Source organism: uncultured Tateyamaria sp. (genome assembly GCF_947504105.1).
Lineage (GTDB): Bacteria > Pseudomonadota > Alphaproteobacteria > Rhodobacterales > Rhodobacteraceae > Tateyamaria.
The window spans coordinates 45,925-59,533 of sequence record NZ_CANNGP010000005.1 but is presented as its reverse complement, the minus strand read 5'-3'; the positions used below and the strand labels follow the sequence as shown (position 1 = coordinate 59,533).

Genomic DNA, 13,609 nt, shown 5'->3' with positions numbered 1-13,609 from the left:
TTGGGTCACACAGAGGCGCGCAAACGCGCACGGTGGCGGGCCAGCCAAAACGCAAGCAGCGCCAGCGGTGCATTTGCAACCCGCCGATCATCTGCCATCGCAAGCAGTTCAGCATAGGACATAAGGTGGCTGCGGATGTTCTCACCCTCATCCTCTTGTCCGCCAATCCCCGCACTGCCATCAGGCAAATCGCAAATCCCGACGAACAAATGAAAGAAATCGGTCACGGCCCCCGGCGACGCATAGCATTCACCCGCCGGCTCCAAAGTGCGGAACTCCAATCCTGCCTCTTCAATCCCTTCCCGCCGCGCCGCCTGTTCGGGCGTTTCACCGGGATCAATCAAGCCGGCGACCGGCTCCATTTGCCAACGCACTGGGTCGTTCCGGCCGATCGGGCCCAGACGGATCTGCTCCACAAGCAAAATCCGATCGCGAACAGGATCGTAAGGCAGTACAATAGCGGCATCCGAAGATACAAAAACCGCGCGTTGCATTGGTTCTGACATGCCACCGTCAAACGTCTCGTGACGCAGGGCGACCTCATCCATGGCAAAGAAGTTGGTGTGTGCCCGTGTGTGCGACAGGACATCGACGCGTCCCTCAAGAACCCCCTGCCCGTGGCGCCCTGACTGCGCCAACACCTTGCTCCAGGCGCGGGCGCGGATGCGGGGAAACCGATTGGCCACCTCGTCCGCTGTCAGCTTTCCAAAGCCGTCCATGACTTCTTCGGCAGCCCAAACCGTCATTGACCCCCAATGATCCAGCCACACGGCAAAGTCCCAAACGTTTGCAATAGATGGAACTGTTTCGCCGGGTAAATAGACGCTCGCGGCCTCGCCCGAGGTCAGGGTGATAGCGCGCAATTCATAGGCAAAGCCGCCTTCGTAATAGTTCAGCCGCGCAATATCCCCGGCTGAAAGGTCACGAACAATGACACCCGACGTTTCCGCCCCACCTTGTGCACGTAGCACTGGATAAAGCCCACCAGGCTCAGAATAGGCCGCATAGCCCTGCAAGGAGGCCGAAGAGAAATCGATAACTTCGGCACGACGCCCCAGCACACATTCCAGCAACGGCACATGCCGGAGCGTGCCGTAGAAAAACAGATTTTCCATAGTGTTACCGCCAAGTGCGCCAAGCATATTCGGTCAGGATACCAGTGATCATGCCACCGACCAGCAAGGTTGCCCAAATGGGGATCGTGCTCATCAGCAGCGCCCACTCCGATCCGATCTGAAAGATCGCAACCAGAGCCTCGAACGCACCATCGTAGCGGTTTTTCATGGCGATGCGCACCATCTCGTTGCAGGATTGAACGAACAGGCACCAGAACACCATAACAACGGGACCGGTCAGCCCGACATTCACGGCCGAGGTCATACCCCGCCCTGCGCGCGGACCTACCACCATCCACCCGGTCAAAAGCCCAACCGCTATATTCACGTAGGTGAACCAACCGAAATTCGTATCTTCCTCGAACAGCGGCATGATCATGCCGGACACGACAAAGGCCAAAAGACCAAGGCCCAAGGCGGCCACCAATTTGGCTGCGTTAGGCATCGTTTTGATCTTCCATGGCTACCCGGGTCTTTTGATCGTGATCTGCGTTACGTCGCAGTTGGCACTTTCAAAGGTCGCCGCGCAAGAGGTCAGATAAAAATTCCACATCCGCCGGAATCGGTCGTCAAAACCCATATCTGCGATCTGATCCCACCTTTGGTTGAATGTCTCATGCCAACGGCGCAGCGAGATGTTGTAGCTTTGCCCAAACTCAACCGATCGTTCGATCCCCAGGCCCGCCTTGATGATCTGTTTACGAAGCGCCGACGGACTGGGCAGCATACCGCCCGGAAAAATGTACTTCTGAATGAAATCCACACCGCGTTTGTAGACCTTCCAGCGCCGATCCTGCACCGTGATGATCTGCAGTGTCGCGTTTTTGCCAGGCTTCAAGCGATCCCGGACGGTGTCAAAGTAAACGGGCCAGTATTTCTCGCCCACCGCTTCGAACATCTCGATACTGGCAATGCCATCATAGGTGCCGCGTTCGTCCCTGTAGTCTTGCAGCTTGAAATCAACAAGTTCAGAAAGACCAGCTTTTTCAATGCGCTCCCGGGCATACTTAAATTGCTCTTCGCTAATGGTGAGACCCGTGACCTTCAACCCACGTTCCTTGGCAGCATATTCCGCGAACCCACCCCAACCGCATCCAATCTCCAGGATATGATCGCCGGGCTGCGCACCCATCTGATCCACCATACTGGCATATTTCGCGATCTGCGCGGCCTCGTGGCTTTCCTGTCCCGTTTCAAAGAGGGCCGAAGAATATGTCATCGTGTCATCGAGCCATAGGCCATAGAACTCGTTTCCCAAATCGTAGTGGTAGCTGATGTTCTTCCGCGCCTGCTCGCGGTGGTTGCGTTGCAACCAAAAGCGGAACTTCTCGAACCGGCGCACCAGACCCATTCCGGGAAACCCGTCATAGATATCGTCATTGTCAGCATGCACCCAATCCATGAAAGCTTGCAGATCCGGGGTGCTCCACCATTCGTCAAGGTATGCGTCGCAAAACCCCAAATCCCCTTCGCGGATCAGGCGCGCAAACAGATCATCATTGTGGATATGCAACTCGGCCACCGGACCGGGGTTTGGCCCCTCGGCCCGAAAGCAACGGCCATCGGGTAGAACAAAGTCTACACGGCCATTGTTTGTCCCCTGCGCCATGGCAAAGACACGGGCAAAATAGCGTGGCAAGCCCGTCTGGCCGTCAGTCGTGGTAAGGATCATGCGGTTTCCCCATTACGCATTTCTGTCAAGTTAGCTTGACAGTTGACATCGCGCAACCATGCGCACGCGGTTGTCATCAAAAATTACGTTTTTCGTAAGCACTTAGCGCCCTTTTGCGGCCTTTATCTGCAGGCACCACAGGACCCGGATAAACGTCGTTCGGGGACAGGTTCCACGCTCTCGGGATCGCCCTGAAATATGACACCGCCTCGGGTGCAGGGTTGCGACGCCCTTCTGCGATCCAGCGGCTCACGTAGTCACGGTTCTTGTCAAACTTGTCGAGCTGAGTGACCGGGTTGAACACCCGGAAATAGGGTGTTGCATCGGGGCCTGAACCTGCCGACCACTGCCAGCCCATTGCATTGCTGGCCGGGTCCCAGTCGATCAGGCACTCCTCGAACCAGTGCTGTCCGACGCGCCAGTGAGTCATCAAGTGTTTGCATAGATACGACGCTACAATCATACGGCCCCGGTTGTGCATGCGGCCCGTCGCATACATCTCGCGCATCGCTGCATCGACGAATTGGATACCGGTACGCCCCTGTTTCCAAGCGACGACCTCCGCGGTGTCGTCCTTGTTCCATGGGAACGCGTCCCAACCGTCTTTCCAATTCTGGTCCAGTATATGCGGCGTGTGATGCATGAGGTGATATGCAAACTCGCGCCAAACGAGTTCTTTCAAAAAGGTTTCGGCACCGGCCTTGCCTTCGTGCAGTGCCCGTAGGCCCGCGTGCCAGCATTGATGCGGGCTGATCTCTCCGAGGGTGAGGTTTTCCGACAGGTTCGAGGTGCGATCCTCTGCCGGGATGTCCCGCCCATCATCGTAGCTTGCAACCTTGCCATCGATGAATACGCCAAGCCGCGACTGCGCTGCACGTTCCCCAAGGCGAACATGCGGGCGGACGATCTCTGCTCCCCGGTTCATTGCGGCGCCGAGCGCCCAATCTGCCAACACTTCGCTGTCAGGCCAGACTTCAGGCGCGGGAACGCGACTTGGTGCAGACAGAGGCGCGTCAACATTCCGGTCCTTCACCGATCGCCAGAACGGGGTATAGACCTTGTAGAATCCACCGGTCTTTGTCTCTGTTGTCCAGGGTTCGAACATCAGGTGGCCGCCATAACTGCGAGCCTCAACACCAGCATCCTTTAAGACAGACTTGATCTCGGTATCGCGCGCGACCGCTTGCGGGTCATAAAGGCGCGACCAATAAACTGACCCTGCCCCCGTATCGGCAATCAGCTTTTGCAAGACCTCAAGCGCATCACCCGAGCGAAAGATCAGCTTGGTGCCCTTGTCTGCCAAGGACTGGGCCAGATGCTCAACACCCAATCCCCACCGCCATTTCGGGGCTGCGCCCAGATCGTTCACACTTGCATCACGGATGACGACGGGAATGACTGGGCGCCCGCTGTCGCAGGCCGCTTTTAAGGCAGGATGGTCACTTAGCCGCAAGTCACGGCGAAACCACATGATAATCGGTGTGCTGCTCAAGGCCCCGTTCCTATTGGTTATCGAGAGTTACGTAGAACGCGGTCGGATGGATCAAGTTGTGGCAGCATGCCTTTACGTCAAAGAACCCTGTCCAAGGCCGTCAAAAGCTGATCGATCTCTGCATCACTCGTGTAATGCGTGAAACTCAGGCGCAACACACCCCGGTCTGGATCAACGCCCATGGCTTGCAGGGCACGTACGGCGTAGAAGTCACCGCCAGCAGCCATAATGCCATGATCCGCAAGGCGAGCGGCAATGCCTACCGGATCACGACCCAGATCCAATGCGATAGTCGGTGCGCGGATTGCGGGATCGGTCGGGCCAATGACACGCAGATCGTTGCGGTCCTTCAAGACATCCATGACACGGGACAGCCCGTCGATTTCTCGTGCGCGCATGAGATCATGAACGACGTGTCCCCGCGGGGACACTTGTGTGTCTGCACCGCTTGTATGGTGCTCATAAAGGGTATCCACATAATCTGCCATGCCCGCACAGGCTGCCACCTGTGCGTGATCGGGACCTGCGGGCGTGAACCTTTTGTGCAAGCTACCTTCATTGAAATAGTGCCCCTGGTTTGGCAGCAACTCTGCCAGAGTGCGGCGGATCACCATCAACCCCTGATGTGGTCCATATGTCTTGTAAGCCGAGAACAGGTAGATGTCGGGTCCGAGATGGCCGACGTCAGGAAAGCCGTGCGGGGCATAGCTGACCCCGTCGACGCAAACAAAGGCCCCGGCGGCATGGGCAAGCGCAGTGATCTCGGTTACCGGGTTGATCTCTCCCACAACGTTCGAGCAATGCGGGAAGCAGACCAGACGCACACTTTCATCAAGGATGTCTTCGAGCGTAGTGGGATCCAGGTGCCCGCTGTCCGGATCCACCTGCCATTCGCGCACGTCAATCCCGCAGTCCACCAGACGCCGCCACGGGCCGCTGTTGGCTTCGTGGTCCTGATTGGTGACCACGATCGCCTCGCCGGGTTGCATCATCTGGGCGAAAGCCTGTGCCAGAACATATGTGTTCTGCGTGGTCGATGGGCCAAAGCTCAACTCGTCCGTATCCACTCCGAGGATGGCCGCCATACGGTTGCGTGCCTCATCCATCTCTTGCCCGCCCAGACGCGAGGCTTCGTAATCGGCATAGGGCTGCACCTTGCGCTGCGCGTAGAAGCGGAACAGGCGATCAACGACCTGTTTGCAAGTGTAGCTACCTCCAGCATTTTCAAAGAAAGCCTGCCCCTGCAATGAAGGTTCGGCGAAGGCAGGGAATTGCGCGCGCACAAACTCAAGATCAAGGGACATCGGCCGGTACTCCGTCTAAAGATAAAAAGGCCCCAACCAGATGGTCGGGGCCTTTCGATGCTATCCCAGTTGCCCCAAAGGACAACTGAAAAGTCAGGTTTTATTCGGCCGGCGACAGGCCATTGCCCGTCGCACCTGGAATTTCCGAATGCACGGCTGGTACGCCCGCGGCCTCGCGGCGACCGTCATTATAGATCGCCTTGATCAGCGCGATACACATCAGCGCCATCACGATCGAGAACGGCAACGCCCCGATCACCATGGCCGTCTGAATGGCACCTGTCCCGCCGGAGATCAGCAGGCCTGCCACAACAAGGCCAAGGGCTGAACCCCAGAATAGGATGTGGGGACGCGCTTTTGGACCTTCGTCACCGGCCGCGTTGATGGTGTTCACGATTAGCACGGCTGAGTCAGCGGATGTCACAAGGAACGTCATCAGCAACACAACGATCAGAACCGCCATGCCCCACGCCAAAGCCTGAGCAATCGGGGCCAACATGAACTGGGTCATGGCAAAGATCTTGTCGCCATTGGCCGCGTCCAGAATAACGCCATTGGCATCGCCATTCAGTTCAAGGTCAATGGCTGTGCCACCGGCCCATGAGAACCAGACAAAGCACATCAGCGACGGAACGATCATGGCACCCAGAACGAACTCGCGGATGGTCCGACCGCGCGAGATGCGCGCCAGGAACAGACCCACAAACGGTGCAAATGCGATCCACCAGGCCCAGTAGAACACGGGCCACCAGCCCTGCCACTGTGCAAGAAGGAACGCTTCGGAGCCGTCAACGCCGTCAGACGCGTAAACGTTGAAGCTGAGCCATGGCAGTGCGATCAGGTAGTCCCAGATCCCAACGAAGAAGGCTGCTGCACCAAAGAAAGTCGCACCAAACAGGATGAAGAAGCCCAGAAGGACAATCGACAGAACCATATTGATATTGGACAACCATTTGATGCCTTTACCCACGCCGGACAACGCCGACAGAGTTGAGGCTCCCATAATGACCAAGAGTGCAACGATGATGCCCAGTGTCGTCGCCGAACCATCTTCAAGCACCAGCCCGCCAATCCCAATGCGGGTCAGTCCGGCCACGAATTGCTCGACACCGAAACCAAGTGTCTGTGCCACACCAAGGATCGTCGCGACAACGGCCACAATATCAATGATGTTGCCCAGCAGCCCCGACAGAGAGGAACCGAACAGTGGCGTCAGTGACGATCGGATCGTCAACGGCAGGCCTCGGCGATAGCTGAAGAAGGCAAGCGCAAGTCCCGCGATGGCGTAGCATGCCCAAGCGCCCAGCCCCCAATGCAAGAAAGACCAGACATAGGCTTCACGGACGTTATCCTCGCCAAGCGCTGTCGTTGCACCCTGAATAACCGAAGGGTTGTTTTTGAAATGTGCCACAGGCTCGGCCACAGCCCAGGTCAGCATACCAACGCCAATACCGGCACCGAACATCATCGAAAACCATGAGAAATTGCTGAATTCCGGCTTTTCGCCTGGTTGACCCAGATTTAGGCGCCCAGCGGTCGGCCAAATCGCCAGCCCAAGGCAAACGAGCACGAAAAACGTAACGACCCAGATGTACCATGCGGCAAAGTTTGACAGAATGACGCTGTTCCAGTCGCCCAACACGGTGCCCGCCTCTGTTGGCCAGACGATGCACCAAACGACGAGCACACTGATGATGACCTTACTGACCACCGCGACGTTGACACTGAAGCCGCGATAAAAACCCGTGTCGGCGGTTTTTATCGGCAACTCCGTCAATGGAGGTTGAATAGACATAGATACCTTCCTGTTGTCATTTTTATGACATCAGCAAACCACGGGTAGAGACATAAACGAAGGGTTAATTGGTGCCGCAGAGGTCGCATTGGACGCCAGAACGCCGTTTTTGTTTCCGAAATGAAAAAAGGTGTCTGATTTTCAATGCATTGGGCCTTTCTGTGTATTGAAAAGGACGTGTCCACGTCAATTGAGCGTCTCATTTCTTGAGATTCGGAACCCTGCTTGCATCACAGATTTCGCATCGTCCAACACGCGCATGACCCAAGAACTGGCAAAAAATGTCAAATTGAGGCCGTTTGCTGTCGCGGATAAGCCAGTCTTCGCTCAAAACCCTGCCACGCTTTATGCACAAAACGTGAAAACACACTTAATACTGGTCTCATTTCTCGATCTGCGGGAAATCGTGTACCCTATCTCATGCCAAAGCCACGCAAGATGGCGGGCGAACCCAACAGCAGGGAGCCACGTTCATGGCACTTAAGGAACCGTTCACGGACCTTGATATCACCAAACAACAGTCAGGGTTCTACGAAGGCTACAGCCTTCCCATCGCACTCAAGTCCAAGGCCGTAATGGTCGCCCTTGTGCTGTGGGCCATCATCTTTCCCGTCAGCGCGAATGGCACGCTTGACGACTGGAATTGGGCGCTCTTGCAGGGTTTCAATGCCTTTTACATTATTTCGGTCGGGTGCTTTGCCTTCTTTCTGTTTGCTCTTGCGATCCTTCCCACGGGCAAGCGCAAACTGGGCGGGCCAGAGACGGTGCCCGAGTTTTCCAACTTTTCTTGGTTCTCGATGATGTTCGGCGCGGGCCTTGGTGTCGGGTTGATGGTGTTTGCCACTGCCGAACCGCTTGGACTTTGGGGCTCGAACCCCGAGACTGTCGCCGGCAATGTGGTTGGGAACACACGCCCGAAGCACTGACCTCGGCGTACCGCTACACTTTCCTGCACTACGGGTTCCACGCCTGGGCTATTTACGTGGTCACCGGGCTGAGCCTAGCCTACTACGCCTATACCCGCGATATGCCCCTGACCATCCGGTCGGCGCTGACGCCAATATTGGGCAAGGTCGCCAACGGCATCGTGGGTCACATCGTTGATGTGCTGGGCGTCGTCGCCACCATCCTCGGCGTGTCCGTCACGATCGGATACGGGGTAAGCCAGTTCGTTGACGGCGTTTATGCCGTGACCGGAATGAGCTGGTTGATGGGTGTGGCCGAGGGGGATGCGCCGCCAACGCCGTCCACCGTTGGTCTGTTGTCGGCACTGGCCGTTATCATGTTTCTTTCGATCCTGTCCGCCGTGTCGGGTGTGGGTCGTGGGATCAAATACCTGTCGAACCTCAACCTTGTGCTGTCGATCATCCTGCTGCTGACCTTCGTGATCTTTGGCAGCTTCGTGTTCGCGATGACGACATATGGCACGGCATTGGTGGACTACATCATCCAGTTCATTCCGCTCAGCTTTGAGGCGTATAGCCCGCTGGGCCAAGATGCGTTTGCCGCGAACCTGCCGGAAGAGGCCGCGCCGATGGCTGCCGATCTGTATAGCGGGGCAACAAACGCCTGGGGCAGTGTCGATGGCTTTACCGGCGGCCTCGAAGGGGTCGCAGCATCGCTGCCGCCTGAAACGCAGGCGGCGGCCTATGAAGCCGGCGCCCAAGGTCGCCTGTTCGGCTGGCAATCGGGTTGGACAACCTTCTATTGGGCGTGGTGGATTGCCTTCTCTCCCTTCGTCGGTCTGTTCCTGGCGCGCATCTCGAAAGGCCGCACGATCCGCGAGTTCATCTTGGGCTGCGTGTTTGCCCCGGCTCTGGTCTGCTTTGCCTGGATGACCATATTGGGCGGAACAGCGATCGATCTGGAACTGCAGGGTGTGGCAGATGGGGCCATTATCGGCGCGTCGAACACCAACAAGTTGTTTGTGACCCTCAGCTACATGATCGAGGGTGGCTTCCTATCGGTCATCACCATCATGTGCGTGGTGCTGATCATGACCTTCCTTGTCACCTCGGCTGATTCCGGCATCCTTGTGATGAACACCATCATGTCGGGTGGCGCACAGGAAACGGGCATCAAACACCGGATCATCTGGGGATTGATCATGACAGGTGTCATTGGCGGATTGATCATTGCAGGGGCCTCGGGCCGCGGGGGTGATCCACTGGCGTCGCTTCAAGATGCCATGATCATCGGTGCCCTGCCCTTCACCATCATTATGGTTCTGATGATGGTGTCGCTGGTCAAGGCACTGTTCAACGACAGCCGCCGCGCCAAGTCGGACGACGCGATTGGACAACCGGCGGAATAGACCGACTTATCAGCCACAAAGGGGCGCTCTATTGGCGCCCCTTTTTCAATTATTATGATTATGTCAGACTAAAGCGCGGCGCGGATCGCCTCTGCATGCGCCTTGATCGCATCCATGTCTCCCATCGTGCCCGCCGGGCGCATCGACACACCTTCGTGTCGGGGATGGATATGGAAATGCAGGTGAAACACCTCTTGCCCGCCTGCGGCTTCATTGAATTGCTGTAGGGTGACACCGTCGGCCCCAAATGCGGTTTTAGCCGCGTTCGCAACCTTCCTGACCGTCGACATGACTGCGGCCAACTGCGCATCGTTGGCATCTAGGACATTGCGGCAAGGAGTTTTCGGGATCACCAGACAATGCCCGTCCGTGCGCGGCATGATATCCATGAAGCACAGCGTATCATCGTCTTCGTAGACTGTTACGTTGGGGATCTCGCCCCGCAGGATCTTGGCGAAAATGTTCTGGTCGTCATAGGCGGTCATCGCGGGTCTCCGAAAACTGTTCAAAGACCCGTCTAGACCGATCAGGCGTTCACGTCGACCACGACGCGGCCCTTGATTTGCCCTTTCAGGATATCCGCACCCAGCTTTGGCAGATCGGACAGAGTGGCGGGCTGAACCATGGCTTCGAGCTTGTCCATGGGTAGGTCCTTGGCAACACGCTGCCACGCGCGGACGCGGTTGTCATAAGGTTGCATGACACTGTCGATGCCTAAAAGGTTCACACCGCGCAGCAAGAATGGGATGACCGTCGCGGGCAAGCCCGCGCCCCCTGCCAGACCGACGGCCGCGACTGACGCGCCGTATTCCATTTGACCCAAAACACGCGCCAGCATTGCACCACCGACGGCGTCAACACAGCCGCCCCAGGTTTCACCCTCAAGCGGGCGCTTGGTGGTTTCATTGATCTCTTCGCGTGCAACAATCTGGCTCGCGCCAAGTGACGTCAGATAGTCGGCTGTTTCAGGCCGCCCCGTAACGCCTGCAACGGTATGACCCAAGTGCGCGAGAATGGCTGTCGCAACCGACCCAACACCGCCGGCAGCCCCCGTGACCAGAACAGGTCCGGATTTGATCCCATGATCTTCCAGCGCCATCACCGCCAGCATTGCCGTAAAACCAGCAGTGCCCACGGCCATCGCCTGCCGGGTATCGAGGCCCTCAGGCAGCGGCACCAGCCAGTCCGCTTTGACCCTCGCCTTTTGCGAATAGCCACCCCAATGCGCTTCACCGACACGCCAGCCGGTTAACACGACCTTGTCGCCGGGCTTGTAACGATCATCGTCTGATGCCTCGACGGTCCCGGCAAAGTCGATGCCCGGCACATGAGGGTATTTGCGGACCAACCCGCCGCCCGGGCCAATGCAAAGACCGTCCTTGTAGTTCACGGTTGAATACTCGACCGCCACGGTTACCTCGGCTTGCGGCAGATCATCCAGCGACAGTTCCTGCACCGCAGCGGACGTCTTGCCACTTTCTTCGTCCTTGTTGACCACCAGTGCATTGAACATCTTGTTCTCCATTTTTCGGGGGATGATCCCCTGCTTCATCTTGCAAAGTAAACTTCGGGGTCCGGGGCAGCGCCCCGGTTCCACGTTTATAACCAGAACGCCTCTTGTACCGTGGCCCGGCATATCCCATCGAGGGTGTCGACTTCGAGGTCAGTTCCGGGATCCCAATGTGTCATCCGCACCATACCGATGGCGACATTGGTCTTGAAGTCTGGCGACCATGCAGCCGACGTTACCTGCCCCACGCGTTTGCCGCCGGCCAAAAGGGGCCAAGGTCGGTCACAGGTCGGCACCGCATCCCCATGGATAACGATGGGGCGAATTTGCTGAACCGGCCCTTCCTTGGACACGCGCAAAAGCGCGTCACGTCCGATACAACCGATAGCCGTCTGGGTGTCGCAGAACCGCCCCAACCCGCACTCATGCGGTGTGTTGTCGTCGGTCATGTCATTGCCATAGCTCAAGAGCCCACCTTCGATCCGCTCAATGGCATTGGGGCAGCCCGCACGGACCTGTAGGTCTTCGCCTGCGTTAAACAACGCGTCCCACAGCGGCATGCCAAGCGCGCTGTCTGGCACATAGATTTCGAACCCGCCCTGCTTGGAGTACCCCGAGCGTGCAATCGCAAGATCGCAGCCTTCGAACTGGAACATATCGAAACGGAAGAAACGGATGTCGCGGATACGATCGCCGAACACGCGCGCCATGAGTTCGTCGGCCTTTGGACCTTGAATGGCGAGGGGTGACACGTCCGGTTCATCCACCAGCACATCAAGCCGGTAGCCGTTGGCGATCCCCTTGACCCACAAGAGCAGGTCGCTGTCAGCAATGGAAATCCACCACCGGTCCTCGCTGAGCTTTACAGCAACGGGGTCATTCAGCATGCCACCTGTCTCATCCACTATGGGGACGTAATAGCATTGCCCGGGCAGCATCCGGCGCAAATCGCGCGGAGTCAGCATCTGCATCAGGCGGCCTGCATCAGGACCGCGCAGCTCGACCTGCCGTTCGACCGAGACGTCCCAGACCTGCACATGGTCTTTGAGATGGCGGTAATCTGCCTCGACGCTTTCGAACACGGTCGGCAGCAGCATGCGGTTGTAGATGGTGTAGGCTTTGACGCCTGCCGCCTCGACCCCGTCCGAAAACGGCGTACGGCGCAGGCGGCGCGATGGAGAGATAACGGCCATCAGTCGTCCTTTGGCATGAACACAATATCAGTAACGGGAGCGGTCAGACCGGTGGCCGTCATCATGGCGTGGACCTGACCCCGGTGGTGGGCGTGGTGGGTGAAAAGGTGCACCACGCAGGTTTCAAGCGGCATTTCAAAGCCCTGCTGTAAGGTGCCGGAATACCAAGACAAATCGCCTTTGAGCGCCACAGTGTCGAGGCGGTCACCCCAAAGGCGGATCGTGCCGTCCATGCGGAAGCGCTCTGCACTCCAGACCGCGAATGTCGGGGTGAATTCCTTATGCTGTTCGGGCGGAACAGACGGCGGAGGCAGGTCCGGGTCGAACCGGCTCATCCAGATCGTGTCGCCCCACAGGATGTGGTTAAGCGTCGCCATGATGGACCCGAAGAAAGCACCGCGATCCTTGCGCAGGTCCTCGTCCGGCACGCCTGTGAGCATTTCCGTCAGTTGGCGGTTCTGCCAGGCGTTGTAACGGGCCATGGTACGTACATAACCCGCGTCGATCATGGCTTGGGACCTTTCCAGTCGATCGGGCAGATTTCCGCGGATTTGCCGCCGAAGTCCCAGATGCGGCCGTAGTCGCGCACCTTGGATTTCACGCCGCGGGCTGCGATGATATCCGGCCCCATCCAGTACTTGGAGTTGGTGATCATAACCGGGTGATCCTCGGACTTGCCGGTGATCATCTCGATCTCGCCCTGGATCTTGCGCCCGATATAGAGGCCGCGTTTCTTGCCCTCGCGCACGATCTCGACCTTCTCGCGTTCGGCGCCTACGATGTCGCTGACCAGCATGGTGAAGAGACCCGTAGTGCCGCCTGCGGCGCCAGAGAAGATCTGCAGGATGCCATTGTAGGCCTTGCCGCTTGCGCGCTCGTCCACATAGGCCGCGACGCGCCAGCCGCCTTCCCCCATACGACCAGGGATATCGACCATCAGGCCGACGTTCAGGCCGCTCAGGTCCTCGCCTTCGAAATGCCCTTCGTCAATGGCAATGGCCATCCACGCGTGGCAATGCCCTTCGGTGGGCGGGTGCGCGCCAAGCGAGACGACGCAGGGACAAAAGAGCTCGCACGAACAGTTGAGAAACAGTTCGCCCTTGATAGCCCATTCGGTGGGCGACATCTGCCGCCGGCCCGGGTTGGGCATCCGGCTGTCGATGCGCTGACTGACCGGCAACTTATCCGCGTCGGGGCGTTTTTTCACGGCCATC

The 13,609-nt window shown here is 57.9% G+C and carries 11 protein-coding genes and 1 pseudogene; 1 reads left to right on the top strand and 11 read right to left on the bottom strand.

The window, feature by feature from the left end; genetic code table 11:
* Window positions 1–5: 5 nt before the first annotated feature.
* The 6 genes from Q1A75_RS04945 to Q1A75_RS04920 form a co-directional block, all read right to left on the bottom strand.
* Window positions 6–1,115, bottom strand: a complete 1,110-nt coding sequence (locus tag Q1A75_RS04945) for an NUDIX domain-containing protein (RefSeq protein WP_299551220.1) — start codon at window positions 1,113–1,115, stop codon at window positions 6–8.
* Window positions 1,116–1,119: 4 nt separating this feature from the next.
* A complete protein-coding gene (locus Q1A75_RS04940; RefSeq protein ID WP_299551223.1) occupies window positions 1,120–1,560 on the bottom strand; it encodes a TrgA family protein in 441 nt (146 codons plus the stop codon).
* Window positions 1,561–1,578: 18 nt separating this feature from the next.
* On the bottom strand, window positions 1,579–2,787 hold the full coding sequence (locus tag Q1A75_RS04935) for a cyclopropane-fatty-acyl-phospholipid synthase family protein (RefSeq protein WP_299551226.1): 1,209 nt from the start codon (window positions 2,785–2,787) through the stop codon (window positions 1,579–1,581).
* A gap of 76 nt (window positions 2,788–2,863) precedes the next feature.
* Window positions 2,864–4,279, bottom strand: a complete 1,416-nt coding sequence (locus Q1A75_RS04930) for a deoxyribodipyrimidine photo-lyase (protein ID WP_299551229.1) — start codon at window positions 4,277–4,279, stop codon at window positions 2,864–2,866.
* Between the two features lie 77 nt (window positions 4,280–4,356).
* Entirely contained in the window at window positions 4,357–5,583 is a 1,227-nt protein-coding gene (locus Q1A75_RS04925) for an aminotransferase class V-fold PLP-dependent enzyme (protein ID WP_299551232.1), read from the bottom strand.
* 100 nt (window positions 5,584–5,683) lie between these two features.
* Window positions 5,684–7,378 carry a BCCT family transporter gene (locus Q1A75_RS04920; RefSeq protein WP_299551235.1) on the bottom strand — a complete coding sequence of 565 codons (1,695 nt, stop codon included), beginning with the start codon at window positions 7,376–7,378 and terminating at the stop codon, window positions 5,684–5,686.
* 473 nt (window positions 7,379–7,851) lie between these two features.
* On the opposite strand from Q1A75_RS04920, the pseudogene Q1A75_RS04915 reads away from it, so the two are divergent.
* Window positions 7,852–9,692 (top strand): annotated as a pseudogene (locus Q1A75_RS04915) (BCCT family transporter).
* A gap of 68 nt (window positions 9,693–9,760) precedes the next feature.
* Here Q1A75_RS04915 and Q1A75_RS04910 read toward each other — a convergent pair.
* From Q1A75_RS04910 to Q1A75_RS04890, 5 genes are all read right to left on the bottom strand, one after another.
* A complete protein-coding gene (locus Q1A75_RS04910; protein ID WP_299551238.1) occupies window positions 9,761–10,177 on the bottom strand; it encodes an HIT family protein in 417 nt (138 codons plus the stop codon).
* Between the two features lie 41 nt (window positions 10,178–10,218).
* Entirely contained in the window at window positions 10,219–11,205 is a 987-nt protein-coding gene (acuI, locus tag Q1A75_RS04905; protein WP_299551241.1) for an acryloyl-CoA reductase, read from the bottom strand.
* Window positions 11,206–11,291: 86 nt separating this feature from the next.
* Window positions 11,292–12,395, bottom strand: a complete 1,104-nt coding sequence (locus Q1A75_RS04900) for a dimethylsulfoniopropionate demethylase (RefSeq protein ID WP_299551244.1) — start codon at window positions 12,393–12,395, stop codon at window positions 11,292–11,294.
* Window positions 12,395–12,904: a DinB family protein gene (locus Q1A75_RS04895; RefSeq protein ID WP_299551247.1), complete on the bottom strand. Its 510-nt coding sequence runs from the start codon at window positions 12,902–12,904 to the stop codon at window positions 12,395–12,397. Before Q1A75_RS04895 ends, Q1A75_RS04900 begins: the two co-directional genes overlap by 1 nt.
* Complete coding sequence (locus Q1A75_RS04890) at window positions 12,901–13,608, bottom strand: DUF1326 domain-containing protein (protein ID WP_299196282.1); 708 nt, start codon at window positions 13,606–13,608, stop codon at window positions 12,901–12,903. The genes Q1A75_RS04895 and Q1A75_RS04890 overlap by 4 nt, the downstream gene beginning before the upstream one ends.
* Between the last annotated feature and the right edge of the window lies 1 nt (window position 13,609).

What these genes read in the sequence shown, in the direction of transcription:
- acuI (WP_299551241.1), bottom strand. Translation starts at nt 11,205, where the DNA reads ATGTTCAATGCACTGGTGGTCAACAAGGACGAAGAAAGTGGCAAGACG.
- Q1A75_RS04900 (WP_299551244.1), bottom strand. Translation starts at nt 12,395, where the DNA reads ATGGCCGTTATCTCTCCATCGCGCCGCCTGCGCCGTACGCCGTTTTCG.
- Q1A75_RS04940 (WP_299551223.1), bottom strand. Translation starts at nt 1,560, where the DNA reads ATGCCTAACGCAGCCAAATTGGTGGCCGCCTTGGGCCTTGGTCTTTTG.
- Q1A75_RS04895 (WP_299551247.1), bottom strand. Translation starts at nt 12,904, where the DNA reads ATGATCGACGCGGGTTATGTACGTACCATGGCCCGTTACAACGCCTGG.
- Q1A75_RS04910 (WP_299551238.1), bottom strand. Translation starts at nt 10,177, where the DNA reads ATGACCGCCTATGACGACCAGAACATTTTCGCCAAGATCCTGCGGGGC.
- Q1A75_RS04920 (WP_299551235.1), bottom strand. Translation starts at nt 7,378, where the DNA reads ATGTCTATTCAACCTCCATTGACGGAGTTGCCGATAAAAACCGCCGAC.
- Q1A75_RS04935 (WP_299551226.1), bottom strand. Translation starts at nt 2,787, where the DNA reads ATGATCCTTACCACGACTGACGGCCAGACGGGCTTGCCACGCTATTTT.
- Q1A75_RS04945 (WP_299551220.1), bottom strand. Translation starts at nt 1,115, where the DNA reads ATGGAAAATCTGTTTTTCTACGGCACGCTCCGGCATGTGCCGTTGCTG.
- Q1A75_RS04890 (WP_299196282.1), bottom strand. Translation starts at nt 13,608, where the DNA reads ATGGCCGTGAAAAAACGCCCCGACGCGGATAAGTTGCCGGTCAGTCAG.
- Q1A75_RS04925 (WP_299551232.1), bottom strand. Translation starts at nt 5,583, where the DNA reads ATGTCCCTTGATCTTGAGTTTGTGCGCGCGCAATTCCCTGCCTTCGCC.